At 69.4% G+C, this 26378-nt stretch carries 21 protein-coding genes; 9 read left to right on the top strand and 12 right to left on the bottom strand.

Translation table 11 applies throughout. From position 1 onward, the window contains the following. Positions 1–3: 3 nt before the first annotated feature. The 3 genes from ACFYV1_RS31070 to ACFYV1_RS31060 form a co-directional block, all read right to left on the bottom strand. On the bottom strand, positions 4–1380 hold the full coding sequence (locus tag ACFYV1_RS31070; RefSeq protein ID WP_389398953.1) for a maltokinase: 1377 nt from the start codon (positions 1378–1380) through the stop codon (positions 4–6). A gap of 178 nt (positions 1381–1558) precedes the next feature. After that, entirely contained in the window at positions 1559–3307 is a 1749-nt protein-coding gene (gene treS / locus ACFYV1_RS31065) for a maltose alpha-D-glucosyltransferase (protein ID WP_389398952.1), read from the bottom strand. Continuing rightward, positions 3304–5412, bottom strand: a complete 2109-nt coding sequence (locus tag ACFYV1_RS31060) for an alpha-1,4-glucan--maltose-1-phosphate maltosyltransferase (RefSeq protein WP_389398951.1) — start codon at positions 5410–5412, stop codon at positions 3304–3306. Before ACFYV1_RS31060 ends, treS begins: the two co-directional genes overlap by 4 nt. A 353-nt stretch (positions 5413–5765) precedes the next feature. Between ACFYV1_RS31060 and glgP the strand changes: the two genes are divergently transcribed. From glgP to ACFYV1_RS31040, 4 genes are all read left to right on the top strand, one after another. Beyond that, positions 5766–8444, top strand: a complete 2679-nt coding sequence (gene glgP / locus ACFYV1_RS31055) for an alpha-glucan family phosphorylase (RefSeq protein WP_389398950.1) — start codon at positions 5766–5768, stop codon at positions 8442–8444. Between the two features lie 202 nt (positions 8445–8646). Beyond that, on the top strand, positions 8647–9912 hold the full coding sequence (locus ACFYV1_RS31050; RefSeq protein ID WP_389398949.1) for an alginate lyase family protein: 1266 nt from the start codon (positions 8647–8649) through the stop codon (positions 9910–9912). A 399-nt stretch (positions 9913–10311) separates the two neighbouring features. Continuing rightward, the gene (locus ACFYV1_RS31045) at positions 10312–10893 is read left to right on the top strand and encodes a hypothetical protein (RefSeq protein ID WP_389398948.1); all 582 of its coding nucleotides are present in this window, start codon (positions 10312–10314) and stop codon (positions 10891–10893) included. Next, positions 10890–11417: a hypothetical protein gene (locus ACFYV1_RS31040; RefSeq protein ID WP_389398947.1), complete on the top strand. Its 528-nt coding sequence runs from the start codon at positions 10890–10892 to the stop codon at positions 11415–11417. Before ACFYV1_RS31045 ends, ACFYV1_RS31040 begins: the two co-directional genes overlap by 4 nt. A gap of 15 nt (positions 11418–11432) precedes the next feature. Here the strand turns inward: ACFYV1_RS31040 and ACFYV1_RS31035 are convergent, their stop codons facing one another. Continuing rightward, on the bottom strand, positions 11433–11642 hold the full coding sequence (locus tag ACFYV1_RS31035) for a DUF397 domain-containing protein (RefSeq protein ID WP_389398946.1): 210 nt from the start codon (positions 11640–11642) through the stop codon (positions 11433–11435). Between the two features lie 22 nt (positions 11643–11664). Continuing rightward, positions 11665–12516 carry a helix-turn-helix transcriptional regulator gene (locus ACFYV1_RS31030; protein ID WP_389398945.1) on the bottom strand — a complete coding sequence of 284 codons (852 nt, stop codon included), beginning with the start codon at positions 12514–12516 and terminating at the stop codon, positions 11665–11667. A gap of 412 nt (positions 12517–12928) precedes the next feature. On the opposite strand from ACFYV1_RS31030, the gene ACFYV1_RS31025 reads away from it, so the two are divergent. Continuing rightward, entirely contained in the window at positions 12929–13063 is a 135-nt protein-coding gene (locus tag ACFYV1_RS31025) for a hypothetical protein (protein ID WP_389398944.1), read from the top strand. Further along, positions 13063–13467, top strand: coding sequence for an ATP-binding protein (locus tag ACFYV1_RS31020; protein ID WP_389398943.1), 405 nt, complete (start codon positions 13063–13065; stop codon positions 13465–13467). The genes ACFYV1_RS31025 and ACFYV1_RS31020 overlap by 1 nt, the downstream gene beginning before the upstream one ends. Positions 13468–13507: 40 nt before the next feature. Here ACFYV1_RS31020 and ACFYV1_RS31015 read toward each other — a convergent pair whose 3' ends face one another. Both ACFYV1_RS31015 and ACFYV1_RS31010 read right to left on the bottom strand, forming a co-directional pair. After that, entirely contained in the window at positions 13508–13978 is a 471-nt protein-coding gene (locus ACFYV1_RS31015; RefSeq protein WP_389398942.1) for a redoxin domain-containing protein, read from the bottom strand. A gap of 380 nt (positions 13979–14358) precedes the next feature. Then, positions 14359–15036, bottom strand: coding sequence for a helix-turn-helix domain-containing protein (locus ACFYV1_RS31010; RefSeq protein ID WP_389398941.1), 678 nt, complete (start codon positions 15034–15036; stop codon positions 14359–14361). A 282-nt stretch (positions 15037–15318) separates the two neighbouring features. Between ACFYV1_RS31010 and ACFYV1_RS31005 the strand changes: the two genes are divergently transcribed. Both ACFYV1_RS31005 and ACFYV1_RS31000 read left to right on the top strand, forming a co-directional pair. Further along, complete coding sequence (locus tag ACFYV1_RS31005; RefSeq protein WP_389398940.1) at positions 15319–16764, top strand: NCS2 family permease; 1446 nt, start codon at positions 15319–15321, stop codon at positions 16762–16764. Positions 16765–16848: 84 nt separating this feature from the next. Continuing rightward, positions 16849–17229: a hypothetical protein gene (locus ACFYV1_RS31000; RefSeq protein WP_389398939.1), complete on the top strand. Its 381-nt coding sequence runs from the start codon at positions 16849–16851 to the stop codon at positions 17227–17229. Between the two features lie 101 nt (positions 17230–17330). Here the strand turns inward: ACFYV1_RS31000 and ACFYV1_RS30995 are convergent, their stop codons facing one another. From ACFYV1_RS30995 to ACFYV1_RS30980, 4 genes are all read right to left on the bottom strand, one after another. Beyond that, positions 17331–18896 carry a sensor histidine kinase gene (locus ACFYV1_RS30995; protein ID WP_389398938.1) on the bottom strand — a complete coding sequence of 522 codons (1566 nt, stop codon included), beginning with the start codon at positions 18894–18896 and terminating at the stop codon, positions 17331–17333. Between the two features lie 65 nt (positions 18897–18961). Then, positions 18962–19699 carry a Clp protease N-terminal domain-containing protein gene (locus ACFYV1_RS30990; protein ID WP_389398937.1) on the bottom strand — a complete coding sequence of 246 codons (738 nt, stop codon included), beginning with the start codon at positions 19697–19699 and terminating at the stop codon, positions 18962–18964. A 52-nt stretch (positions 19700–19751) separates the two neighbouring features. Further along, positions 19752–20522 carry a response regulator gene (locus ACFYV1_RS30985; protein WP_389398936.1) on the bottom strand — a complete coding sequence of 257 codons (771 nt, stop codon included), beginning with the start codon at positions 20520–20522 and terminating at the stop codon, positions 19752–19754. Between the two features lie 222 nt (positions 20523–20744). After that, a complete protein-coding gene (locus tag ACFYV1_RS30980; protein ID WP_389398935.1) occupies positions 20745–22769 on the bottom strand; it encodes a M4 family metallopeptidase in 2025 nt (674 codons plus the stop codon). Between the two features lie 743 nt (positions 22770–23512). Between ACFYV1_RS30980 and ACFYV1_RS30975 the strand changes: the two genes are divergently transcribed. Beyond that, the gene (locus tag ACFYV1_RS30975; protein WP_389398934.1) at positions 23513–23875 is read left to right on the top strand and encodes a peptidase inhibitor family I36 protein; all 363 of its coding nucleotides are present in this window, start codon (positions 23513–23515) and stop codon (positions 23873–23875) included. Between the two features lie 619 nt (positions 23876–24494). Here ACFYV1_RS30975 and ACFYV1_RS30970 read toward each other — a convergent pair. Next, positions 24495–26321, bottom strand: coding sequence for an ABC transporter ATP-binding protein (locus ACFYV1_RS30970; protein WP_389398933.1), 1827 nt, complete (start codon positions 26319–26321; stop codon positions 24495–24497). Between the last annotated feature and the right edge of the window lie 57 nt (positions 26322–26378).

The following is a 26378-nucleotide window of genomic DNA, read 5'->3' as shown; positions in this document are numbered from 1 at the left end:
CGGTCAGTCGACCGAGGCGAGACGGTCGATCGCGGCCATGGGCACCGGCAGCCAGTCGGGCCGGTGTCTGGCCTCGTAGACGACTTCGTAGACGGCCTTGTCGGTCTCGTACGCGCGCAGCAGCTCCGGCTCCTCGCGCGGATCGTCGCCGCCGGCCTCCGCGTATCCGTCGCAGTAGGCCTCGCGGCACCGTTCGGCCCAGGCCGGGTTCCACGGGCGGTGCGTACGGGCCGCGTAGTCGAACGAGCGCAGCATGCCCGCCACGTCGCGCACGGCGGGCTGTGGCCGGCACCGTTCGGTGAGCGGCCGGGCCGGCTCGCCCTCGAAGTCGATGACGGACCACGGGGTGTCCTCGGGGCCTCGCAGTATCTGGCCGAGATGCAGGTCTCCGTGGACCCGCTGGGCGGCCCATGTGCGGCCGCGTCCCCCGAGCACCGCGACCGCGTCGAACGCGGCCCGCAGCCGCGGCGCGTACGGCACCAGCGCGGGCACCGACTGCGCGGCCGCGTTCAGCCGCCGGACCATCGCGGCCGCCAGCCGTTCGGTCTGCGAGCCGTTCAGTTTCACCGTCGGCAGGGCGTCGGCGAGCGACGTGTGCACCTCCGCGGTGACCCGGCCCAGTGCGCGGGCCTCGCCCAGGAAGTGACGGTCGGCGGCGAGGGCCTCCAGGGCGAGCACCCAGCCGTCGCGCGAGCCGGGCAGAAACGGCTGGAGCACCCCGAGGGTGAAAGGTTCCGGCACGCTCGACTCGTACCAGGCGACCGGCACCGGCACCCGTTTGCACCCGGCGCGGGCGAGGGCGAGCGGCAGTTCCAGATCCGGGTTGGGGCCGGGGTGGACGCGGCGGAAGAGCTTGAGGATGTAGGCGTCGCCGTAGACGAGCGAGGAGTTGGACTGCTCGGCCTCCAGCGGCCTTGCGGGCAGGTCCGCCGGGATCGCCGGCGCACCGTCGAACCGGTCGAAGCGCAGCGGGCCGAGTGCGCCCGGTGTGCGCAGCCGCTCCAGCAGCAGTGCGGCGAGCCACGGGTCGCGGGTCCCCTCGTACACGGTCCGGCCGGCCAGGGGGCCCTGCGTGAGGTGGCCGATCAACGCGGGGGCGAGCGCCGGCGGCAGGGTCTCGCGTACGCCGATGAGCAGTTGGTAGCAGTCGGCGGACGATCGTGCGGGCATGTCCCGCTGCCGTACCCGCACGAGCAGGTGCAGCAGTCCGGGACCCGGCCCGTTCAGGGGCAGCAGCTCCGTCGCGGAGACGAGGGAGAAACCTGCGACCGCGCACCCCTTGCCCGCGAACCAGCGCTGCCCGGGGAGCCATCGGCGCAGCAGAGGGGCGAGCGAGGGAAGCAGACCGAGCGGAGTCCGGGTGGATGCAGCCTCCGACATGGGCATCGCGTCCTTTCCCCGGGTACACCACGAATGCGCAAAGTGTCCCGGATTGCAGCTGTGGCTGTCCGGCGGCGCGCGGGGATGAGGGGGGAGTGCCCGAAGCGGGGCGGTGGAAACCGCCCCGCCGGAGTAGGGGGCGCCTTTCGGACCGGTTCAGTCCCCCTCGACGGACACGTCAGGCGGTGGTGCTGTTACCCGTGGGTGGGGTGGTGCCTGTGATGGAGGTCTTGGCGTCCTTGCGGAGCCGGAACCAGTAGAAGCCGTGACCGGCGAGGGTGAGCAGGTACGGCCACTGTCCGATCGGCGGGAACCGCACCCCGCCGATCAGTTCCACCGGGTGCCTTCCCGCGAAGGTCCGCAGATCGAGCTCCGTGGGCTGGGCGAACCGCGAGAAGTTGTGGACGCACAGGACCAGGTCGTCCTTGAACTCGCGCAGGAAGGCGAGCACCGCGGGGTTGGACGACGGGAGTTCCGTGTACGACCCCAGACCGAAGGCCGGATTCTGCTTGCGGATCTCGATCATCCGCCGGGTCCAGTGCAGCAGCGACGACGGCGACGACATCGACGCCTCGACATTGGTGACCTGGTAGCCGTAGACCGGATCCATGATGGTCGGCAGGTAGAGCCGTCCCGGATCACAGGACGAGAAGCCCGCGTTGCGGTCGGGGGTCCACTGCATCGGCGTGCGCACCGCGTCCCGGTCACCGAGCCAGATGTTGTCGCCCATCCCGATCTCGTCCCCGTAGTAGAGGATCGGTGAGCCGGGCAGCGACAGCAGCAGCGCGGTGAACAGTTCGATCTGGTTGCGGTCGTTGTCCAGCAGGGGTGCGAGGCGGCGGCGGATGCCGATGTTGGCGCGCATCCGCGGGTCCTTGGCGTACTCCGCGTACATGTAGTCGCGTTCTTCGTCCGTGACCATTTCGAGGGTCAGCTCGTCGTGGTTGCGCAGGAAGATGCCCCACTGGCAGCTTTTCGGGATGGACGGTGTCTTGGCCAGGATCTCCGACACCGGGTAGCGGGACTCGCGGCGGACCGCCATGAAGATCCGCGGCATCACCGGGAAGTGGAAGGCCATGTGGCACTCGTCGCCGCCGGCCGTGTAGTCGCCGAAGTAGTCGACGACGTCCTCCGGCCACTGGTTGGCCTCCGCCAGCAGCACGGTGTCCGGGTAGTGCGTGTCGATCTCCTTGCGCACCCGCTTGAGGAAGGAGTGGGTGCGCGGGAGGTTCTCGCAGTTGGTGCCCTCCTCCTGGTACAGGTACGGCACGGCGTCCAGCCGGAAGCCGTCGATGCCGAGGTCGAGCCAGAAGCGCAGTGCGGAGATGATCTCCTCCTGCACGGCCGGGTTCTCGTAGTTGAGGTCCGGCTGGTGGGAGAAGAACCGGTGCCAGTAGTACTGCTTGCGCACCGGGTCGAAGGTCCAGTTCGACGCCTCCGTGTCGACGAAGATGATGCGGGCGTCCTGGTACTGCTTGTCGTCGTCGGCCCAGACGTAGTAGTCGCCGTACGGGCCTTCCGGGTCGCTGCGCGACTGGAGGAACCACGGGTGCTGGTCGCTGGTGTGGTTCATGACGAAGTCGATGATGACGCGCATGCCGCGCTGGTGGGCGGCGTCGACGAACTCGACGAAGTCGGCGAGGTCGCCGAACTCGGGCAGTACGGAGGTGTAGTCGGCGACGTCGTAACCGCCGTCCTTCAGGGGTGACTTGAAGAACGGCGGCAGCCACAGGCAGTCGACGCCGAGCCACTGGAGGTAGTCCAGTTTCGCGGTGATGCCCTTGAGGTCGCCGACGCCGTCGCCGTTGCTGTCCTGGAAGGAGCGGACCAGGACCTCGTAGAAGACGGCACGCTTGAACCAGTCGGGGTCGCGGTCGCGCGCGGGGGTGTCCTCGAACGTGTCGTGGACGGGCTCATTCACGATCATGATGTGGGTGACCCTCCGGTCTGCTGGGACGGTCGCAGGGTGAGGACGTGCGCGGGCGCGATGCCCGGCTCGAGGCGCACATAGTTGGCCCTGCCCCAGTGATAGGTCTCGCCGGTGAGCTCGTCGCGCACCGGTACGGTCTCGTGCTCCTCGAGGCCGAGCCGCTGCATGTTCAACGAGACCGTGGCCTCCTGGGTGTGGTGGGGGTCGAGGTTCGCCACGACGAGGACGACGTCGTTTCCCGAGCGTTTGGAGTAGGCGATCATCCGGTCGTTGTCGATGTGGTGGAAGTGGATGTCGCGCAGTTGCTGGAGGGCCGGGTGGCGGCGCCTGACCCGGTTGAGGACGGTGATCAGCGGCGAGAGCGTGCGGCCCTCGCGCTCCGCCGACTCCCAGTCCCGCGGGCGCAGCTGGTACTTCTCGGAGTGCCGGTACTCCTCGCTGCCCTGCCGGGCGGGGACGTTCTCACAGAGCTCGTATCCCGCGTACAGGCCCCAGGACGGGGACATCGTCGCGGCGAGCACCGCGCGGACCTCGTAGGCGGGGCGGCCGCCCTCCTGGAGGTAGGCGTGCAGGATGTCCGGCGTGTTCACGAAGAAGTTGGGCCGCATGTAGGAGGCGGAGTCGCCGGAGAGCTCAGTGACGTACTCGGTGAGCTCCTGCTTGGTGTTGCGCCAGGTGAAGTACGTGTACGACTGCTGGAAGCCGATCGCGCCCAGGGTGTGCATCATCGCCGGCCGGGTGAACGCCTCGGCCAGGAAGACGACATCGGGGTCGGAGCCGTTGATCTCGGCGATCACCTTCTCCCAGAAGACGACCGGTTTGGTGTGCGGGTTGTCCACACGGAAGATCCGTACACCGTGGCCCATCCAGAAGCGCAGCACCCGCACCGTCTCGCGGACCAGGCCCCCGAAGTCCTTGTCGAACGCGATGGGGTAGATGTCCTGGTACTTCTTCGGCGGGTTCTCCGCGTAGGCGATGGTGCCGTCGGCCCGGTGGTGGAACCACTCCGGGTGCTCCTTCACCCACGGGTGGTCGGGGGAGCACTGCAGGGCGAAGTCGAGCGCCACCTCCATGCGCAGCGAGCGGGCGGCCGTGACGAAGTGGTCGAAGTCGGCGAGTGTGCCGAGGTCGGGGTGGACGGCGTCGTGCCCGCCGAACGGGGAGCCGATGGCCCAGGGCACGCCGACGTCGTCGGGGCCCGCCGTCAGCGTGTTGTCCGGCCCCTTGCGGTGGGTGTGGCCGATGGGGTGGATCGGCGGCAGGTACACCACGTCGAAGCCCATCGCCGCGACGGCCGGCAGTCGTTCCGCGGCGGTGCGGAAGGTACCGGAGACGGGTGGCTCGCCCTCCTTGACGACGGCGCCCTCCGAACGGGGGAACAGCTCGTACCAGGAGCCGTACAGCGCCCGCCGGCGCTCCACCTGCAGGGGCAGCGGGGGCGAGGCGCTGACCAGTTCGCGCAGCGGATGCCGTGCGAGGGCGGCGTCCGCGTCGGCCGCGAGCGCGGCGGCGAGCCGGGCCACGGCGGGCCGCGTCGTGTCGCGCATCGCGTCGGCGGCGGCGAGCACGGCCTCGCGGCCGTCCTTCTTGGGGACCTTGGCCGCGGCGCGTTCGTACAGCTCCGCTCCTTCGGCCAGGACCAGTTCGGTGTCGATCCCGGCGGGGATCTTGATGCCGGCGTGGTGCCGCCATGTGGCGACGGGATCGCTCCAGGCCTCGACGGTGTACGTCCAGCGGCCTTCCGCCGAGGGGGTGACCTCTGCGCCCCACCGGTCGGTGCCGGGGGCGAGTTCCCGCATGGGGGTGAAGGGACCGGGGCGGCCCTTCGGGTCGTGCAGCACGACATTGGCGGCGACAGCGTCATGGCCCTCGCGGAAGACCGTGGCGGTGACCTGGAAGGTCTCACCCGCCACGGCTTTCGCGGGCCTTCTGCCGCAGTCGACGAGTGGGCGGACGTCCAGGACGGGGATGCGACCGATGAGCGAGTTCACAACATCACCTGAGGGCTGTGCGGGCAGGTCGGATGGAGCCGGTTGTCCTCTTTTGTGCGGGCTGGCTCTCATTTGTAGCCGCTTGGACGGTGACTGGCGGGCTGCGGGCATGTCCGCTCCTGTCCGCGTTCACTCGGTTGGACGGTGGAGAGGCCGATCGAGGGGTCCTCGCCTGCGTACCGGGTGAGCCTTCCCACCGCTTTCGGGTGGGCAATCCGGTGATGTGTTAACTACTAGGACGTACGGGGTCGCACAAGACACACGGAACGAGACCGGCCTGTCATGGGCGTGGAACCGGTCGTCCCGCGCGGCGGCTCACCGCGCCGGACGTGCCGATGCGCCCGGCGGACGTCCGTGCGCCGTGGTTGGCGGCCGCCCGGACCGATACCGTCGAAAAATGACGGAAAAGGACGCACCGCCCTGCGTCCGCTCGGATGCGTACCTCCCCTGCGAAGGTGGAACTTGTGAAGGCCATTCGTCGATTCACCGTCCGCCCCGTCCTCCCCGAACCGCTCGGCCCGCTGAGCGACCTCGCACGCAATCTGCGGTGGTCCTGGCACACCGAGACCCGAGAGCTCTTCCAGGCAGTCGACCCCGAAGGATGGCGGGCCGTCGGCGGCGACCCCGTGCGGCTGCTCGGGAACGTCTCCGCCACCCGTATGGCCGAACTGGCCAAAGACCGGCGCTTCCTGCGCAGACTCACCGCCGCGGCCGGCGAGCTGGACGACTATCTGCACGGCCGCAGGTGGTACCAGTCCCACGGCGGTGACGGCGGCTCCGACACCCCCGCGTTCCCCGCCGCCATCGCCTACTTCTCGCCCGAGTTCGGCGTGACCGCCGCCCTTCCGCAGTACTCCGGCGGCCTCGGCATCCTCGCCGGCGACCACCTCAAGGCAGCCAGCGACCTCGGCGTGCCGCTGATCGGCGTCGGCCTGCTGTACCGCCACGGCTACTTCCGCCAGTCCCTGTCCCGCGACGGCTGGCAGCAGGAGCACTACCCCGTGCTCGACCCGAACGAGCTGCCGGTGAGCCTGCTGCGCGAGGTGGACGGGGCACCGGCCCGGGTGTCGCTCGCCCTGCCCGGTGGCCGCTCGCTGCACGCGCACATCTGGGTCGCGCACGTCGGCCGCGTACCGCTGCTGATGCTCGACTCCGACATCGAGGAGAACGGCCCCGGCGCCCGTGACATCACCGACCGGCTGTACGGCGGCGGCAGCGAGCACCGGCTGCTGCAGGAGATGCTGCTGGGCATCGGCGGCGTACGGGCGGTCCGTACGTACTGCCGGCTCACCGGCCGACCGGCTCCCGAGGTGTTCCACACCAACGAGGGCCATGCCGGCTTCCTCGGTCTCGAACGCATCCGCGAGCTGGGCGAGGCGCCCGAACACGGCGGCAGCGGCCTCGGCTTCGACGCCGCGCTGGAGGCGGTGCGCGCCGGGACCGTCTTCACCACCCACACGCCCGTACCGGCCGGCATCGACCGGTTCGACCGCGAACTCGTCGCCCGGCACTTCGCAGAGGGCGCCGAACTGCCCGGCGTGCCCGTCGACAAGGTGCTCCAGCTCGGCATGGAGACCTACCCGGGCGGCGAGCCCGGCGTCTTCAACATGGCCGTGATGGGCATGCGGCTCGCCCAGCGCGCCAACGGCGTCTCCGAACTGCACGGCGCCGTCAGCCGCGGCATGTTCGCCGGCCTCTGGCCGGGGTTCGACGCCGCGGACGTGCCCATCACCTCCGTCACCAACGGTGTGCACGCCCCGACCTGGGTGGCACCGGAGGTGTTCCGGCTCGGCGCGCGGCAGATCGGCGCGGGCCGCGCGGAGGACGCCCTCTCCGTGGGCGGCTCGAACCGCTGGGACGCCGTCGGGAACATCCCCGACGCCGACATCTGGGAACTGCGCCGGTCGCTGCGCGAGCAGCTGGTCGACGAAGTACGGGACCGGCTGCGCGCCTCCTGGCGCCAGCGGGGCGCGGGTGCGGCCGAACTGGGCTGGATCGACGGCGTGCTGGACCCGGACGTGCTCACCATCGGGTTCGCCCGCCGGGTGCCGTCGTACAAGCGGCTCACCCTGATGCTGCGCGACCGGGACCGGCTGACGGAGCTGCTGCTGCACCCCACTCAGCCGATCCAGATCGTCGTCGCGGGCAAGGCCCACCCGGCCGACGACGGCGGCAAGCGGCTCGTGCGGGAACTGGTGCGCTTCGCCGACGACCCCCGCGTGCGCCACCGCATCGTCTTCCTGCCGGACTACGGCATGGCGATGGCGAAGAAGCTCTACCCCGGCTGCGACGTCTGGCTGAACAACCCCCTCCGGCCATTGGAGGCGTGCGGCACCAGCGGCATGAAGGCGGCGCTCAACGGCGCCCTCAACCTCTCGGTGCTCGACGGATGGTGGGACGAGTGGTTCGAGCCGGACTTCGGCTGGGCGATCCCCACCGCAGACGGCGCGTCCACCGACGAGGACCGCCGCGACGAGCTGGAGGCGGCCGCGCTGTACTCGCTGATCGAGGACCGGGTCGCCCCCCGCTTCTACGACCGGGGCAGCGGCGGGCTGCCCGACCGCTGGATCGAGATGGTCCGCCGCACGCTCACCACGCTCGGCCCCAAGGTGCTCGCGGGCCGCATGGTGCGCGAGTACGTGGAGCGGCTGTACGCGCCGGCGGCCCAGGCGCACCGGTCCATGAACGCCACCAGTGCCCAGGAACTGGCGGCCTGGAAGTCACGTGTGCGCTCCGGCTGGAGGCAGGTGGCCGTCGACCATGTGGAGGCCGTCGACCAGGATGCGGCTTCCGGCCAGGCGGCGACGGCGGGCCTCGGCTCCACGCTCACCCTGCGGGTCCGTGCGGCGCTCGGCGAACTGCAGCCGGAGGACGTGGAGGTGCAGGTGGTCGCGGGCCGGGTCGACTCCGACGACGCGATCCGTGACGCCCGGACCTTCCCGCTGAAGCCGGCGGGCGGGCCGGACCTCGAGGGCCGCTGGGTGTACGAGGGACCGCTCGCCCTCGACCGCACGGGGCCGTTCGGCTACACGGTCCGCATCCTGCCCGCCCACCGGCTGATTCCGACGGGGGCGGACCTGGGGCTGGTGGCCGTGCCGACCGAGTCGGCGGGTGAGGGAACGGGCGGCGTGCTGCTGCGCTGACGTCTCGCCGGTGCTGTCACGGCGCCTGCTGCCCGGAGCTCCGGGCAGCAGGCGCCGTGTTTGTGGTCTGGACCAAAGCCTTGACGTGTTCATGGGATGCGCCTAGTTTCCTCACGCACCACGGCTGTTCAGGTTCGCACTCGATGTTCAAGTGGGTGAACCTGTGGTCGTGTTGGCCCCCACCACCGGAAGGTCACCCCCCATGCGTACCGAATCCCCCGCCGGACACGCCCTGCGCCGCCCGAGAGCACTCGTGGCCGCACTGTCCGCCGTCGCCGCCGCCGCACTCGGCGCGGCCCTCATGTCCCCCGCCTCCGCCGAGCAGGCCCCCCGGACGTCCGCCGCGGCCTCCGCCATGGCCTCGGCGGCCGCCCCCGCGGTCTTCACGCACCCCGGCGTGCTCGTCAGCCGCCCCCAACTCGACTTCGTCAAAGGCAAGGTGAACGCGGGCGCCCAGCCGTGGAAGTCGGCCTACGACCAGATGGCGGGCAGTGCGTACGCGTCGCTGTCCCGCGTGCCCAAGCCCCGCGCGGTCGTCGAGTGCGGCTCGTACTCCAACCCCAACTACGGCTGCACCGACGAACGCCAGGACGCCATCGCCGCGTACACCACCGCGCTCGCCTGGTACATCACCGGTGACAGCCGCTACGCCAAGAAGTCCATCGAGCTGATGGACGCGTGGTCGGCCGTCATCAAGGACCACACCAACAGCAACGCACCACTGCAGACCGGATGGGCCGGCTCCTCCTGGCCGCGGGCCGCCGAGATCATCAAGTACACCTACTCCGGCGGCTGGCCGAACTCGGGGCGCTTCGGCACGATGCTGCGCGATGTCTACCTGCCCGAGGTCACGAACGGCTCCCACTCCAACGGCAACTGGGAACTGTCCATGACGGAGGCCGCGATCGGCATCGCGGTCTTCCTCGAGGACCGCGCCGCCTACGACAAGGCAGTCGCCAAGTTCCGTGGGCGGGTCCCCGCGTACATATACCTGACCAGTGACGGCTCCCTGCCCAGAACCGCACCCGGCTCCGGCCTGGACACCCGCGACGAGATCGTCCGCTACTGGCAGGGCCAGTCGACGTTCGCCTGGAACGGCCTCAGCCAGGAGACCTGCCGCGACCTGACCCACGCGGGCTACGGCTTCTCGGCGATCTCCCACATCGCCGAGACCAGCCGCATCCAGGGCCAGGACCTCTACCCGGAGATCGCCGACCGTCTGCGCCATGCGCTGGGCCTGCACGCCAAGTACCAACTGGGCGCGGAGCCCGTCCCCGGCAACCTGTGCGGCGGCAGCCTCAAGGACAGGCTGGGCCCGATCACCGAGGTCGGCTTCAACGCCCTGGCGAACCGCATGGGTTACGGCATGACCAACACCCAGCGGCTGACGGAGCAGCAGCGCCCGGCGGCAACGAACAACCTGTTCGTGGCCTGGGAGACCCTGACGCACGCGAACAACCCGCACTGACGCCGGCGTCCACCCCCTCCCTCGAACCCGGGTCCGGCGGGGCGCAGCGGTGCCCCGCCGGCCCGAGCGGCGAGAAACCGGCCACCCCGGTCGTATCGTTGGCCAAGTGCCTGCTTCCCGCTTGCGAATCCCGTTCCATATGTTTGTCCAGCATTGAGACCATGCTGTGGAGGGGACCAGTGGCCTGGGACGAGTGGGAGCAGATCAAAGCCGAGGCAATCACGCGGCGTACCACCCAGCTGCAACTGAATCAGCTCGCCCCGCCCGGGGGTGGTGGCGGCACTGCTCCGGATCTGGCCTCCAGTCCGGCGAAGAAACAAGCGGCCGTGGTTCCACGCCCGTGCGCTGGCGATCGCGACGGCGGGGGATGTCATCGGGGAAGTCGGAGCGTCACGCAACATGCTGCACTATCTGGGGGCCACCGGTGAGCCTCTGACCCTCGACGTAGACCGGATGATGCACGACGATTCTGGGTTCCGATCAGAGATCGAGAACGAGCACCTGGCGCAGAACCAGGATTCCTGGCGAAGGAAGGCGTTGGACGAGTTTCACAGGGCTGGAGGCGACACGGTTGTGGTCGTGCCGGTCGAAAGCTCGGTGAAACACCGCACCATGCAGAGTGACGAGTGGTTCCATGCGGTCGGATCCCATGCGCAGAACGTGTCCGGCATGGTCACGGTGACACCGGACGCAGACGGTGGCGCTCCCAAGGTGTCGCTCGACTACCAGGTGAATGTGTGGGATCGATACAACTGGGACGAGGGTAAGGCGGCGACGTTCCCTGGTGGCATCGTTATAGAGGACGCCGACATGGGCCGTCTGCACAAGGTGGGCATGGGGCAAGAATTCGACATGCGCGGTGGAAGCTCTGCGTACACCCATGATCTGGACAACCCCGCCTCAACCGGTGTCACACCGGGGGCTCCAGGACGAGAGGGTTCGCGCACGGACGTGTCCCGAGGCGAGGAGGAGAACCGATGATCGGCTCGCGAGGTGACACGTGGTGTCCGGCCTGGGTTTGGATGCCTGCCTTTGCCGCAAGCCTGCTCCTCGCTGCCTGCGCACCGTCTCCCGGTGACCGTGGCATCGGGGAGGACCGGTACCCGTACTGGCAGAAGGGCGCAGGAGCTGTTGATGCGGCAGCTTTCATGAAGGTTGAGATCCCTGATGGCGCGGCAGAGGTGAAGGGCGCCGTGCGGGTCCAACCGCAGGAAAGCGTCTACCTGCTGTCCTTCCTCACCGAGGAGAGAACTGCCGTGGCCATCACAGCCGACCTGCGCCCTGACAGCCCTCTGGAGGAGGAAGACAACTTGACCTCCTCCCTCAGCGGGGATGGATTCCAGCATCTGGGGCTCACTTCACCACAGAATCTGGACCGTGTTCGTACGGCGACTGCTTGCCCACCGTGTGTCGGGGACGTTCGGCGCAGCTCCGTCCAAGCCATTGAGATTCATCTGGGACAGGTCGCCGACGACCGTGTGCGCGTCTATCTGACGGCGTACTGACCCAGGCACATCGCCTCAGTTACGGGGCATCGCAGCCACATTGTGAAGGAAGGTACGCCACGGGTTGTGACCGAAGGCCAGTACGGGACTGTGGGCGTTCTTGCTGTCCCGAACGACGGCGTGGTCGATGAGAGCGGCGACTTCGACGCAGTCCCCGCCGGACGAACCACCACCGCTGTAACTGCTCTTTCGCCAGGTGACGTTGGGTTCTATGTCGGCCTGCATGGTGCGTACCTCTCTTTTCTGGCTACAGCTCGCGCCTGACGTGCTTGATCAGACCGAGACTGTCGGCGGGACTCAATGCCGCAGATCTCAGAGAATCGAACGCGAGCGTATACCGGTCGGTCTCCTCGGCGTTTTCCATGTGCAGGGTGCCGGTCACATGCTCGACACAGACCACGTCCGAGAAGGCGGGGGTCGGGAAGGCGAAGAGCACGAATGCCCCGACGAGGCCGACATGGGCGCCGGCGGCCAACGGCAGCACTTGAATGTCGACGTTGGGACGTTCTGCCGCCTTGACGAGGCAGTCCAGTTGTTGCCCCATGACGGTCCTGCCGCCGACCTGGCTGCGTAGAGCGGCTTCACCCTCGATGACGCAGATGCGTGGCGGGCTGACCTCGTCGAGGATCCGTTGACGCTGCATGCGCATGTCCACGAATTCATCCACCCGCTTGTTGCTGAGCATCTCGGGATTCGCCTGGTACAAGGCGCGGGCGTAGTCAGGTGTTTGGAGGAGGCCAGTGATCAGCAGTGGTTGGAAAGACCGGATGTAGGCGGCGGTCTGTTCGAAGTCGATGTGGTCGGCGTAGGACGGAAGCGTCGCCCCGAGGTGTCTTGTCCATCCACGCTCGGTACCACGCCTGGCCAGGCTCACCAGGTCCTCGACGTAGTCAGGGTCGTCCACCCCGTAGAACGTGACGAGATCGCGCAACTCGCCCAGTGAGATGCCGAGGCGGGCGTTCTCGATGCGGCTGATCTTCGATCGGTGGCAGCCGATTCGCTCCGCCGCTTCCTCCGGCGACTTGCCTGACTCCTCTCGTAGTTTGACGAGGGTTGCAGCGAGGCGGCGTCGCCGAACAGTTGGCCGAGGCTCGACCATGAGTTGCCTCCTTCGGGCATCAGGTTCCCCAAGAGTAGTGACCCTAAAAGATCATGGAACATTTTCCTTTCGGTTCGGTTGCGGAAAGTGGCGACTGGGGAGCACTCTGTTCGGGTCGCGCAGGGTGATCGGGCGGTGGTTGTTCCGTGTTGAGCTGTGCCGACGATCAGCAGAGAACCCCCGCGACCGTGCGACCGGTCCGGGGGTGTGGCCAACGCTTCAGAGGAGCGTCAACGTGATGAACCCTATCTTCCGACTCTTGGACTTGCTGTTGCGGCTCTTCCTCCCTCCGTCCGGCCGCCATCGGCTCTCCGGTGGCTGGGCGGTTGTCGCCCCTCGACCCGCCGCCGAGATTGAGGACCCCGCTCCCACGCGCGAGTGCCCCCGGTTGCGTGGTGAGGACAGTCGACTCGTGCGGCCGTACCTCACCGCGTACGAGGCGCAGGAGTCCGTCCGGTTGCAGCGGCGGCGTCGGTGCGCGTTGTGGCTCGCGGTGCATGGCGTCGTCGTGGGCCCGCGTCTGATCCGCGGCGTGGAGGTGGCGTGATGGGGCAGCCGTCCGCCGTGCCGGAGGTGGTCGTGCGGCGCTGGAGCCGTGACCGGAAGAACGTCGGCCGAGCCAGGTCCGAACTACGTGCCACGCTCGGGAGTTGGGGCCTGGCCGGAATCGAGGACGAGGCGTCGCTCGTGCTGTCGGAACTGTTGACCAACTCCGTCCGGCACGCGGTGGCTCCGGGCCGGGAGATCGAGACCCGGTACCTGCGGTTGGCCGACGGCCTTCGCATCGAGGTCCACGACGCGTCCGAGGAGCGCCCGTTGATGGCGATTCCGGCAAAGGACGCGACGGGCGGCTGGGGACTGCCCCTGGTGGACTTACTGGCTGCGAAGTGGGGCGTCTGCGACCGGGAGGGCCCTGGGAAGCTCGTCTGGGCCGAGCTCTGGCGTACGTAGCGTCGGCACGGGCCCTGTACGGCTGCGGAGGGCCGTCCCGTCAGGGGCGGTCCCCTTCGGCGCACAACGCTGCAAGGGCGTTCAGCGCCAGAGCGGCATGCTGCCCGGGCTCGGAAACCGGGTGGATCAGGGACCGGACCTGCCCGTCCCTGTCGAGCACGACGGCAGCCCGGGCGTACAGGGAGCGCCCGCCGGCCCGCACCTCCGGTACTCCGAGTGCCCGGCCCAGCTCCCGCTCCTCGTCTCCCGCGACGGGGGAGCCGAGGAGGCGGTCGCGTGCGAACTCGGAGAGGTGGCCCGGGGCGTGGGCGCTGACGCCGAGGACGCGGGCGTCGAAGCGGGCGAACGCGGCGGCCTCGTCCCGTACGGAGCACAGCCCGGTGGTGCAGCCGGCGAGCTCCGGCAGTGTCTCCCCGATGCCGGGTTCGGTGATGAAGAACAGCACCGTCCACCGGTGGTCGGGCGAGGGGACCGTGACGTGGCCCTCGGTGGTCTCGACGGTGGTGCGCATGACGGCTCCTCGGACTTTCGGCGCAGCCGTTGCCGGACGAGCCGGCGTCGTGGAACTCGGAGGGGGACCAGTGCTCGCGGTCCATGGGGAAACGGCCGAGGCCCGGCTCCTCGTGAAGCAACCCTTTGCAACTGTGGCCAGGTCAGGAATTCTGTGGGACCCGCTGCTCAGGGAATCGGTGAACTCAACAGTGCGCCGACGGACTTGACGGACAAAGAGCGATTCGGCGGAAGTGACGTAGACCTGGCCGTTCTCCAGCAATTCACCCATAGGCTTTACGGCAGATGGTGATCCACAGGCAATTGCGTCCTGCACGGTCTCCTGATCCGGGTCTTGCCGACCTCGATCGCCAGGAGCGGAACGACCGTGGACGGTCGGGGTCAGTGGTCCGGGAGGCGGGACCAGAAGTGGTCGACGATCTCGTCGAGGTAGCGTCGGCCGTCCTCGCCGGAGGCGGTGGTGCCGCCGGCCCGGCTGAGGGTGGCGGCCATGAGGGTCTGGTACTCCTGGTGCATGTCGCGCAGGGCGTCCTGCAGGTCGCGGCGCTCCATGCCGATGAGTTTGGCTATGGGCTTGATGTGGGCCTGCCATCGCGTGGAGACGGCCTCGGTGAGCAGGCGGGTGAGTTCGTCGTCGAGACCGGTGATGGAGATGAAGTCACGGGGCGGCAGGCCGAGTACCTGGCCGAGCGCGGCGGACTGGCGTTTGTCGCCCGTCCATTGACCGGTCTCCTCCATGTAGTGGTAGGCCTCGAGCGTCAGGCCCGTGGCGCGGGCTATGTCGTCGGCGTGGAGGCCGCGGGCGAGACGGTGCTCGCGCAGGGTGCGGGCGTGGCCCATGAGTTCGCCGGGGGAGCACCACAGGGCACCGGCCAGGGCGGTGAGTTCGTCGGTGGTGGGAAGAGCGGTGCCGCGTTCCCACGCGGCGACGTGCTCCGGGGTGATGTGGGTCATGCCGAAGGAGGCGGCCATGCCGTACGCGACGTGGCCGGGCGCCATCCCGAGTTTCTCGCGCAGAGTGCGGGCGGCGCGCGCATTGAAGGGAAGGGGAGGATGCACGGGGCGAGAGTAGGCAGTTACTCGCCGCTACTCCACGGGGGCTGTCTCCTGCATCCCATTATGCGGAATAGGTCGCTCGAGATTTCGTAGGAACTGACGAGAGGCTGACCGGAAGCTGCCAATCCTCGTACGTTTCCAGTTGGTTGTGAACCGGCTTATGCCGCGTATGATCCGCCACGCGGGGTGCCGCATGTGTGTTCGTACAAAAAGTCGGCGCACGTTCCCCCTCCGGCTCCTCCGTGCTTTTCGCTCCCCACCCCCGTAGGCCCAGGAGACGCCGCCATGCAGAACAGTGCGACCAGGACGACCGATATGTCGCCCAACAGATCCGGCAGTCCACTCGACCGGTTCTTCCGTATCAGTGAACGGGGCTCGACATACGGTCGGGAGATACGTGGCGGGTTCGCCACGTTCTTCACGATGGCGTACATCCTCGTGCTCAACCCGATCATCCTCGGCAGCGCCAAGGACAAGTTCGGCGAGCAGCTCGACGCCGGTCAACTGGCCACGGCCACCGCCCTGGTGGCAGCGGTCATGACCCTGATCATGGGTGTCGGCGGCAACCTGCCGCTCGCCCTTGCCGCGGGCCTCGGTATCAACGCCGTCGTCGCCTTCCAGGTCGCTCCCCTGATGAGCTGGGACGACGCGATGGGCCTCATCGTGATCGAGGGTCTGCTGATCTGCGCGCTGGTGGTCACCGGTCTGCGTGAGGCGGTCATGCACGCCATCCCGCAGCCCCTGAAACAAGCGATCAGCGTCGGCATCGGCCTCTTCATCGCCTTCATCGGTTTCGTGGACGCCGGCTTCGTCACCCGTATCCCGGACGCCGCGAACACCACCGTCCCCGTGCAGCTCGGCAGCGGTACCCTCACCGGCTGGCCCATGCTCGTCTTCTGCCTCGGCGTGCTTCTGACCATCGTGCTGCTCGCCCGCAAGGTGAAGGGCGCCATCCTCATCAGCATCGTGCTGATGACCCTCGTCGCCGTCGTCGTCAACGCGGTCGCCGACGTCAAGTCCTGGGGACTGACGTCGCCCGCCCTGCCCGACAAGCCCTTCGCCGCCCCCGACTTCGGACTGCTGGGCAACTTCGACCTGTTCGGCTCGTTCGGTCAGGTCAGCGTCCTGACGGTCGTCCTGCTCGTCTTCACCCTGATCCTTTCCGACTTCTTCGACACCATGGGCACCGTCGTCGGCGTCACCGCCGAAGCGGGACTTCTCGACGAGCGCGGCCAGGTCCCCGGCCTGGGCCGCGTTCTGCTCATCGACGGTGCGGCCGCCGTCGCGGGCGGCGCCTCCTCCGCCTCGTCGGCCACCACCTACATCGAGTCCGCCGCCGGTGTCGGCGAGGGTGCTCGGACCGGCTTCGCGAACCTCGTCACCGGTGGTCTGTTCGCTCTCGCCCTGTTCCTGGCCCCCGTGCTGACGATCGTGCCGCTCCAGGCCGCGGCCCCGGCCCTCGTCGCGGTCGGGTTCCTGATGATGACCCAGGTCAAGCACATCGACTGGGAGCGCTACGACGTCGCCGTCCCCGCCTTCCTGACCATCGTCGTCATGCCGTTCACCTACTCCATCACCAACGGCATCGGCGCCGGCTTCATCGCCTACGTGGTCATCAAGGCGTGCCTGGGCAAGGCCCGTGAGGTGCACTGGCTGCTGTGGGGCACCGCGGCGCTCTTCCTCGTCTACTTCGCCATCGACCCGCTGGAGCAACTGCTCGGCATGAAGTGACGGACGCCGTCGTCCCTGCCCTGTGCCCCCCGGCCGCACCGGCCGGGGGGCACACGGCGGACCGCCTCTGAGAGAGTGAGCGCCATGCCGAACATCACGGTGCAGACGGAGAACGGTGAACACCACGCCGGTGTGACCGCCGAGCGGCTTGCCGGGCTGGTGCACCGCATCGGTGGCGAGGGCGACCACTTCCTCGTCGTCCAGCGGACACCGGCCCTGCCGGACGTCCTCGTCCAGGTCTGGCACGAGACCGGCGGCACCTACACCTTGGAGCACCGCGACGGTTCGGACGAGCGGCACTTCCAGACGATCCTCGACGGGCCGGAGCCGGTGGTGCGCGCGATGACCGGCTGGGCCCGGCAGGAGACGGACTGGGACGCCGGGCTGGACTGGGAGCCGCTCACGTTCGGCCCAGGGCGTCTGTCCCGCTGGTGGAAGCGGGTGAAGCGGGTGAAGCGGGGGTGACCGCCCGACGGGGCGGGGCGTGATGCCCGACCCTCGGGCTTCGGTCCGAAGCCGTATGTCCCTCGGCCCGTCGGCCGCTGCTCCCCGAGCGATCAAGAAGCTCATGGACCGCCGTATTCGGTGGGCCGGCCGGTCCTGAACTCCTCGTTGTCGACGTCCGTGACGATCGCCTTCGAGTCGAGGCGGCCCTCCTTGAAACAGAGGCGGTAGGCCGGGGAGGCCTCGTACTTGACGGCGCGGTAGTACTCGCAGTCGCCCGCGTCCGGCGGTTCCGGGTCCACGCCCGCCGGCGCGCCGTCCAGGGAGAGGCGGGGCAGCCGGGTCAGTACGTCGGCGCGGGCGTCGCCGACCCGGACGCGGTCGTACTGGTCGCGGTCCATGACCGTGCGGGTGTCGCTGTACATGCGGAAACCGAGGATCAGGACCGCCAGGACGGCTGCCACCGCCACCGGCACGGTGATCGCCTGGACCAGGCCACGGCGGACCCGGCGGCGGGCGTGGTCCAGCGCGCGGGCCGAGGCCGGCGCGGGAGGCGGCGCGAGTGCGGCGTCCGGCGCCAGGGGAAGACGGGCGGTCACGGCGAAGCCGGACCCGTCCGGGCCGTGGGTGAGCGTTCCGCCCGCCAGACGGACGCGTTCGTCGAGACCGACGAGTCCCGTACCGCCGGAGGCGAGTGAAGGGGCGGACACCGGCGTGGAGTTGGTGACGCGAACGGTGACGTCGTCCGCGCCGTACGACAGATGGACCCGGACCGCCGCGCCCGGCGCGTGCTTCGCCGCGTTCGTCAGCGACTCCTGGACGACACGGTGCACGGCCCGGTCGGTCATCGGGAGCAGGGCGGCCGGTGTGCCCTGCTCGGCCAGCTCGACCGTCATGCCGGAGCCACGGGTCCGCTCCACGAGGGCCGTCACGGTCTCGTCGGCGGGGGAGGTCGGGGCGCCGCCGTTTTCGCGCAGTACGCCGATGATGTCCCGCAGCCGGGCCGTGGCGTCCGCGGCGGCCTGCCGGAGTTCGCCCGCCGCCGCCCGGTGGCGACCGTCCAGGCCCGGGTCGACCTCGAGCGCGGCGGCCCGCACGGCGATCAGGGACAGATCGTGGCCGAGGGAGTCGTGCATGTCCCCGGCGATACGGGACCGCTCACGCAGCCGTTCACGGTCGGCCACCGCCTCCTGCTCGCGCTCCATCCGGTCCGCCAACTGCCAGCCCGTGGCCACCAGTTGGGCGTACTGGCGGACATAGCGGCCACCGAGCCACGGCACCACGACGGCGAAGAGGAGCGTGGCGAGCTGCGCGAACCAGGTCCACAGGTCGTCGAGGAGCAGGGAGAGGACCAGGCCCGTGGCGGCGAATCCGGTGAAGGTGAGCAGAGCCGGCCGGGCGGTCGCCGTACGGCGCCCCGCGAGGTAGCCGAAGGCGGCCAGCCCGACCGCGTACGACGGTGTGAACAGCTCCAGGCTCTGCCATCCGCTGAGCACCACCACGATCGCCAGCGAGGCCAGCGGCCGTGCCCGGCACAGCAGTACGGCGACACCGGTGAGTGGTACGCCGAAACCGACCCACCACCACGAGCCGCCGTCGGCCGGGTCCGATTTGAGCACCACGGACCCGGCCAGGACCGTCCACAGGGCCAGGTCCGTGAGCCAGTCCCTCCGCCGTTCTCCGCGCATGCCCCCACCTTGCCGCACGGCCCCGGGTCAGGGCCCCTGACGAAAGTGGGGGCATCGCGGCGTGCTCACTTCTTCGGCGGGCCGAGGAAGGGCGCGAGCAGTTCGGTGATGTGCTGCTCGGTGGCCTCCTTGGTGAGACCGAGGCCGGACAGCGGGCCGGTGCCGTTCTCCGCCTCGAGCAGAGCCAGCAGGATGTGTTCCGTACCGATGTAGTTGTGGCCGAGGCGCAGTGCCTCGCGGAAGGTGAGTTCGAGTGCCTTGCGGGCCCGTGCGTCGTACGGAATGACCTCGGGCAGTTCCTCGGCCGGGGCCGGCAGGGCCGTGGTGAGCGAGCCGCGGACCATGTCCGGGGTCACGCCCTGCTCGGCGACCGCCTTGGCGGCGAGGCCCTCCGGCTCGGCCAGCAGGCCGAGACCGAGATGTTCCGGACCGACATGTGCGTTGCCCGCGGCGCGGGCCTCGTTCTGAGCGGCCATGACCACGTTCCTCGCGCGGTCGGTGAAGCGGCCGAAGCCCTGGCTGGGGTCGAGGTCGAGCGGCCGGTCGGACTCCTTGGTCACGAAGCGCTTCTGCACGGCCTGCTTGGACACCCCCATGGACCGGCCGATGTCGGTCCACGAGGCACCGGAACGGCGGGCCTGGTCCACGAAGTGGCCGATGAGATGGTCGGCGATGTCCCCGAGGTGGTCGGCGGCGATGACGGCGTCGGAGAGCTGGTCGAGCGCATCGGTGTGCGTCTTCTTGATCGCGTCGATCAGATCGTCGAGCCGGACGGGATGAGTCATGCGGACTGGATCTGTCATGCGACAACCTTAGGTTGACGTCTGGGGCATCGTCAACCTTTGGTTGTCGCATTCAGGTCTGGGTCACGACTCCCGCCTCGTACGCGAGGATCGCCAGCTGCACGCGATTTCTGAGCGCCAGCCTGCCGAGGACGGCGCTGACATGGGCTTTGACCGTGCCCTCCACGACGAACAGCCGGGCCGCGATCTCCGCGTTGGACAGCCCGGCCCCGACGAGCGCGACCACCTCCCGCTCGCGACCGGTCAACGGCTCCAGTGCCGCCCTGGCCTCCGCCCGCCGCGACATGCGGCCGCCGTCGAGCCGGTCGAGCACCCGGCGCGCGATCTCGGGGGAGAGGCAGGCGGCGCCCCGGGCCGCCGCCCGCACGCCCGCGATCAGCTCCCGCGGGTCACCGGACTTGAGGAGGAACCCGCTGACGCCCGCACCGAGGGCCCGCTCGACGTACTCGTCCTCGGAGAACGTGGTGAGCACGACGACCGACGTACCGGGCGCCGCCCGCCGCAACTCCTCTGCGGCCGCGAGCCCGTCGAGCCGCGGCATCCGGATGTCCAGGAGCGCCACGTCCGGCCGGTGCCGCAGCGCCAGTTCGACGGCCTCGCGTCCGTCGCCGGCCTCCGCGACGACCTCGATGTCCGGATCGGCGGCCAGGATCGCGCGCACTCCGGCCCGCAACAGGGTCTCGTCGTCGGCGAGGAGGACACGCACGGGCACCGGCCCGTGCCCGTGCCCGTGCTCGTGCCCGTGCGCGGACGTGGGTTCGGGTACGGACGTGGGCACGGACGTGGGTTCGGGTTCGGCGGGTGCGCCGGCGGCCTCGGTCATGGCCGCCAGCGTAGACATCCCGTCAGTCCCGGCGGATCAGTTCGGGGTCGATCCGACGGCCCACCAGGGGGAGGGGCGCCAGGGCCCGGTCGATGCCCGACGCCACCGGCTGAGCACGCCGGGACGTCCGTCCGGACGGCATGGAAGGGCGCTGCCCGGGAGCCTCTTCGGCGTCCCGGGCAGCGCCCCGGATCGATGCGGAGGCCTTCGGCCTCCGGAGCGTCAGAAGGTGAGCTTGACGCTGTTGATGTAGCCCGTGTCGTAGCGGGCCACGTCCTGCACCCGGAGCTTCCAGGTGCCGTTGGCCGTCTCGCTCGAGGCGTTGACGGTGTAGGTCTCCTTGACGTCGTTCGCCGAGTCCGAACCGCTGGAGTTCTTCAGGCGGTAGGCGGTTCCGTCCGGGGCGAGGAGGTCGATGACCAGGTCACCGCGCCAGGTGTGGACGATGTCGACGCCGACCTTGAGGGCGGACGGGGCGCTGCCCGTGCGGCCGGTGACGTTGACCGAGGAGGTCACCGCGGCCCCGGCGTCCGGGATGGCCACGTCGGCCGTGTTCTCGAAGACCGTGCCGTCGCCCGGGTCGCCGCCCCCACCGGGGCGGGAGCCGACGTTGACGCCGGCCCAGGCGTCGGTGACGGACTTGACCTCGGCGCTGCTCGCCCCGTACAGCTCCGTCGCGACCGCGAGGGTGCCGGTGCGGGCGCCCGCGTAGTCGGTGCGGGAGCTGAACTTGGTGGTGAGCGCCTTGTACCAGATCAGCGCGGCCTTCTCACGGCCGATGCCGGTCACCGGCAGGCCGTCCGAGGTCGGCGAGTCGTAGCTGACGCCGTTGACCGTCTTGGCGCCGCTGCCCTCGGAGAGGAGGTAGAACCAGTGGTTCGCCGGGCCCGAGGAGTAGTGGACGTCGACGTTGCCGATGCCCGAGTACCAGTAGTCCTTGGACGAGCCGTCCCTGCTGGGCTTGTCCATGTAGCGCAGCGGGGTGCCGTTGCCGCGGATGTCGATCTTCTCGCCGACGAGGTAGTCGCCCACGTCCTGGGAGTTGTTCGCGTGGAACTCGACGGCCGCGGCGAAGATGTCGCTGGTCGCCTCGTTGAGACCGCCGGACTCGCCGCTGTAGACCAGGCCGGCGGTGTTGGAGGTGACGCCGTGCGTCATCTCGTGCGCGGCCACGTCGATGGAGGTGAGCGGCTTGCTGTTGTTCGAGCCGTCGCCGTACGTCATGCAGAAGCAGCTGTCCTGCCAGAACGCGTTGACGTAGTTGTTGCCGTAGTGGACCCGGGAGTACGCGCCGACGCCGTCGCCGCGGATGCCGCTGCGGCCGTGCACGTTCTTGTAGTAGTCCCAGGTGAGGGCGGCGCCGTAGTGCGCGTCGGCGCCCGCGGTCTCCAGGTTGGACGGCGAGCCGTTGCCCCAGATGTCGTCCGGGCCGGAGAACAGGGTGCCGGTGCCCGACGTGCCGCGGTTGAGGTTGTACGTCTTGTGGCTGCCGCGGTTGGTGTCCGTGAGCGTGTACGACGGCGCGGTGCCCAGCGTCACCTGGCCGCTGTACTGGGTGTTGCCGGTGCCGTTGTGCACGGCCTGCCACTCGTAGAGCTTCTCGCCGGTGGCGGCGTCGGTGACGACGTGCAGCTCGTTCGGGGTGCCGTCGTGCTGCAGGCCGCCGACCACGGTCTCGTAGGCGAGGGTGGGGCTGCCGGTGCCCATCCAGACGACCTTGCGGGGCGCCCGCTCGGCCTTCGTCTCCTTCGAGCCCTCCGCCTTGGCGGCGCCGAGTGCCTGCTTCTCCGCTGTCGCCGGTGCGAGGTCGGCGCTGGTGTCGACGTTCTTGAGGGCGGCGCGGGAGGCCTTCGTGACCGACTCCGTCGCACCCGTCGCGCTCTCGGCGACCACGAGGTCGCCGCCGAGGACCGGCAGGCCCTCGTAGGTGCGCTCGAAGCGGGTGTGCGTCGTGCCGTCGCGGTCCTGGGTGACGTCCCGGACGACGAGCTTCTCCTTGGCGGTCAGGCCGAGTTCCTTCGCGGTGGCGGCCGTCGTGGCGGACGCCTCGCGTATCAGCTCCGCGCGCTGGGCCGGGGACAGACTCTTGGGCAGGGCGCCCGGGTCCGCCTTGCCCGTCTGCGCCGCCGCCGGTGCCTCCTGCGGGGCGGCGGCGGAGGTTCCGGCCTGGAAGCCGACCGCGAGCATGGCGGCGGTGGCGATGAGGGCTCCGGTCGCGGTGGCGCGCCGGCGATGCGTGGGTCTCACGCGGACTCCTTCTGCGAGGGGGGTCCCGGTCGGCTGGGTGGGTCGGCCGGGCAGAGCAAGCGGAGCGGTGGTGCGTGGATCGGATCGCAGGAAGAGTGACAGCCACGAACGGTTTCTGTCAGGGGCGTGACAAGAAGTTGGCTGGAAATCGTCCGTTGCCTGAAAGGTCATGTCCGCTGAGCGGACGTTGTGCGAGGTGTTGCCCGGTGGTCATGGGCGTTTGTGCGGGCCCGACGCCGTGCCGCGCTTCGGTGATGTGTCGCTCCCGAAGAGGGTGCTGCGCCGGAGTGCACCCCTATTCCTGCGGCAGGTCTCCGTGGCGGTGGGCGTGGTGACCGCCGGGGCGGTTCGCTCCCGCCGCTCCCGCCGCTCCGGGTTGACAGGGGTGATGTTCGTATTCACGTCCACGAGTTCGACGGGCACGTGGGCAGTGAGCATCGCGATTTGGTCCACCGGGTTCAGCTCGCAGCGGTCCGGAGGTGAAGAGCAGTTAAGTCCGGGCGGCATTCGGCCACTTAATAACGTGAATCAGCCGTCCGGTTGGAAAAAGCTTGTCATGACGGGATGCAATCGGGGTCACCCAGACATTGATCGATCTGTTTCGGACTTCTGCTCGACCTGGGGTCGACCTGTTCGTCCGGGGTTGATTCCATTGAATTGCACGCACGGGGAAACCTCGCACCTGCGGTCTGTCGAGGAAGGTGAGGAGTGCGTGCGAATCATCAACAGGAAGGGAGAAGCTCATGAGGAAGACATTTGTCTCCGGTGCCATTGCGGCGGTTTGTGTGACGGCCACCTCGATCATTGCGGGAGGGACGCCGGCGAGCGCCGATCCGCAGGACTGTCCCAGCGGATACGTGTGCGTATGGGGTGACAGCAACTACCAGGGTCGTTACCTCTTCGCGCCCGGGCCCGAACGTTCAAGCGTCGGCGGTTACATGAACGACCTGACCACCTCCCTGTGGAACCGCACCGGTTCCCAGGTCTGCTTCTACCAGCACGACAACTGGCGCGGGGCCACACTGAAGATCATCCCCGCGGGTGGCTCGAGCCCCAACGTCGGATCGAGCGCCAACGATGCGATCAGCTCATGGCGGGCCTGCTGAGGAATCGATCCGTTCGTCGGTGACGGGTCGCCGGATTCCCCGGCGGCCCGTTTCGGCTCTTCGGGCCGTCAGCCGCGAGGTCGGCCACTACGGCACCCGCAGCCCATTCCTCGGGTGCTCAGAAACCATACGCCTGGGCAGCGTTCGCCGCAGGAATCATCGAACATCTCGCCGTGGCTGAAGATCTGCGTATTCAAGTGGGTCGATTGTGGGTGCCACAAGGTATTCGTGAACAGTCGCGGCGGCGGTTGTGGTGGACGCGGCCTCGCGCACGCGCAACGAATCCTCAATTCCCAGTCCGTTGACCGGGCGTTGGTAACGCCCGCTGAGAATCGCAAGATGTCGACGATCATTCGAGAAAGAACCCCTGGCGCCATGACATGTCGGCCGAGCCGATCGATCGTAACGGGAGGCGGTTGTCGAACAGTTGTCGTCGTCGCGCGGCAGGCCTGCGTCGAACGCGAGAAGCTGCCGGCAGCCGGTGCGACGAACCGACCGAGCCGGCCCGCCTGCCGACACCGGCGCCGACCACGTCACGATCCTTGACCAGCGTGTCACGCAGACACCCGATGCCAACCGCCCGGCACCGTCGCGCCACCTCGTCGCCGTCGGATACGGCTCAGCTCACCACGCTGTCCCGCCATGCCCGGTGCAGCCCCGCGAACCTGCCCTCGCCGCTGATGAGTTCGTCCGGCGTGCCGTCCTCGACGATCCTGCCGTGCTCCATCACCAGCACCCGGTCCGCGATCTCCACCGTGGACAGCCGGTGCGCGATCACCACCGCCGTACGGCCCTGGAGCACCGTGTCCATCGCGCGCTGCACCGCCCGTTCGCCGGGGATGTCCAGGGAGCTCGTCGCCTCGTCGAGGATCAGCACCGCGGGGTCGGCGAGCAGCGCGCGGGCGAACGCCACCAATTGCCGCTGGCCCGCCGAGATCCGCCCGCCGCGTTTGCGCACGTCCGTGTCGTAGCCGTCGGGCAGGGAGGCGATGAAGTCGTGCGCGCCGATCGCCTTCGCGGCCTGCTCGATGTCCGCGCGGGTCGCCTCCGGCCTGCCGATCGCGATGTTCTCCGCGACCGTCCCCGAGAACAGGAACGCCTCCTGGGTCACCATCACCACGCCGCGCCGCAGTTCGGGCACCGCGAGGTCGCGCAGATCGGTGCCGTCGAGCAGCACCCGCCCCTCCGTCGGGTCGTAGAAGCGGGCCAGCAGCTTGGCGAGTGTCGACTTCCCGGCGCCGGTCGAGCCGACGACCGCGACGGTCTGCCCTGCGGGGATCGTCAGGTCGAAGCTGGGCAGCACCTCGCCGCCCGTGCGGTAGGCGAAGCGGACCTTCTCGAACACGACCTCACGCCCGGGCCTGCCGGAGTCCCGTACCGGTAGCTCACGCGGCTCGCTCGTCTCCGGAACCGTCGGCGCCTGCGCCAGCAGGCCCGCGATCTTCTCGAGCGAGGCGGCCGCCGACTGGTAGGAGTTGAGGAACATTCCGAGCCGGTCGATCGGGTCGTACAGCCGCCGCAGGTACAGCACCGCCGCCGCCAGCACGCCGAGCGCCATCGTGCCGCCGGCGACCCGGTACGCGCCCCACAGGACCATCGCAGCGACGGCGGTGTTGGCGACGAGCCGGGAGCCGACGACATAGCGCGCCATCTCCAGGATCGCGTCGCCGTTGCGGCGCTCGTGGTGGTGGTTGAGGGTGTGGAAGTCGGCGTCGTTGGCCCGCTCCCGCCGGAAGGCCCGCACGGGGCGGATGCCGTTCATCGTCTCGGCGAACTTGACGATGACCGCCGCGATCGCCGTGGAGCGGGCCATGAACACCGACTGGGCGCGGCGCTGGTAGAGACGTACGAGGAGATAGAGCGGTACGAACGACAGGACGGCCAGGCCGCCGGTCCCGAGGTCGAGCCAGAGCAGCATGGCCGAGATGTACACGAAGGCCAGCACGACGCCGATGAGCTCCTGGAGCCCCTCGCTCAGCAACTCGCGCAGCGACTCGACGTCGGTCGTCGAGCGGGAGATCAGCCGGCCGGACGTGTACCGCTCGTGGAAGTCGACGCTCAGCGCCTGCGCGTGGCGGAAGATCCGGCCGCGCAGATCGAGCAGCACGTCCTGGTTGACGCGGGCCGCGGCGCGGATGAAGGCGTACTGGAGCGCTCCCGCGGCCCCCGAGCACAGCGCGTAGCCCACGCCGACCGCGATCAGCGGGCCGTAGTCGTGCGCGCGCAGCGCCGGGACGCCGCGGTCGATCGCGTACGCCACGAGCAGTGGACCGGCCTGCACCGCCGCCTGCTGGAGCAGCAGGAGTACGGCGGCGAGCACGACACGGGCGCGCCGGGGAGCGAGCAGCGAGCGCAGCAGTGCGCCCGTCGCGCCGGCGGGCGCGGGCAGGGCGTCCTGGTCGAAGGGGTCGCCGGCGGCGGGGCGGCCGTGGTCGGGCCCGTCCACCGGCCCTTGCCTTCCTCCTGCTCCGGCTGCCGGGCGGGCCGAGTTCTCGGCCTGTGC

Origin of the sequence: Streptomyces sp. NPDC003023, assembly GCF_042888225.1 — a bacterium.
GTDB lineage: Bacteria > Actinomycetota > Actinomycetes > Streptomycetales > Streptomycetaceae > Streptomyces.
Note: the sequence above shows the minus strand (reverse complement) of the source record. Positions and strands in the feature narration are given on the sequence as shown.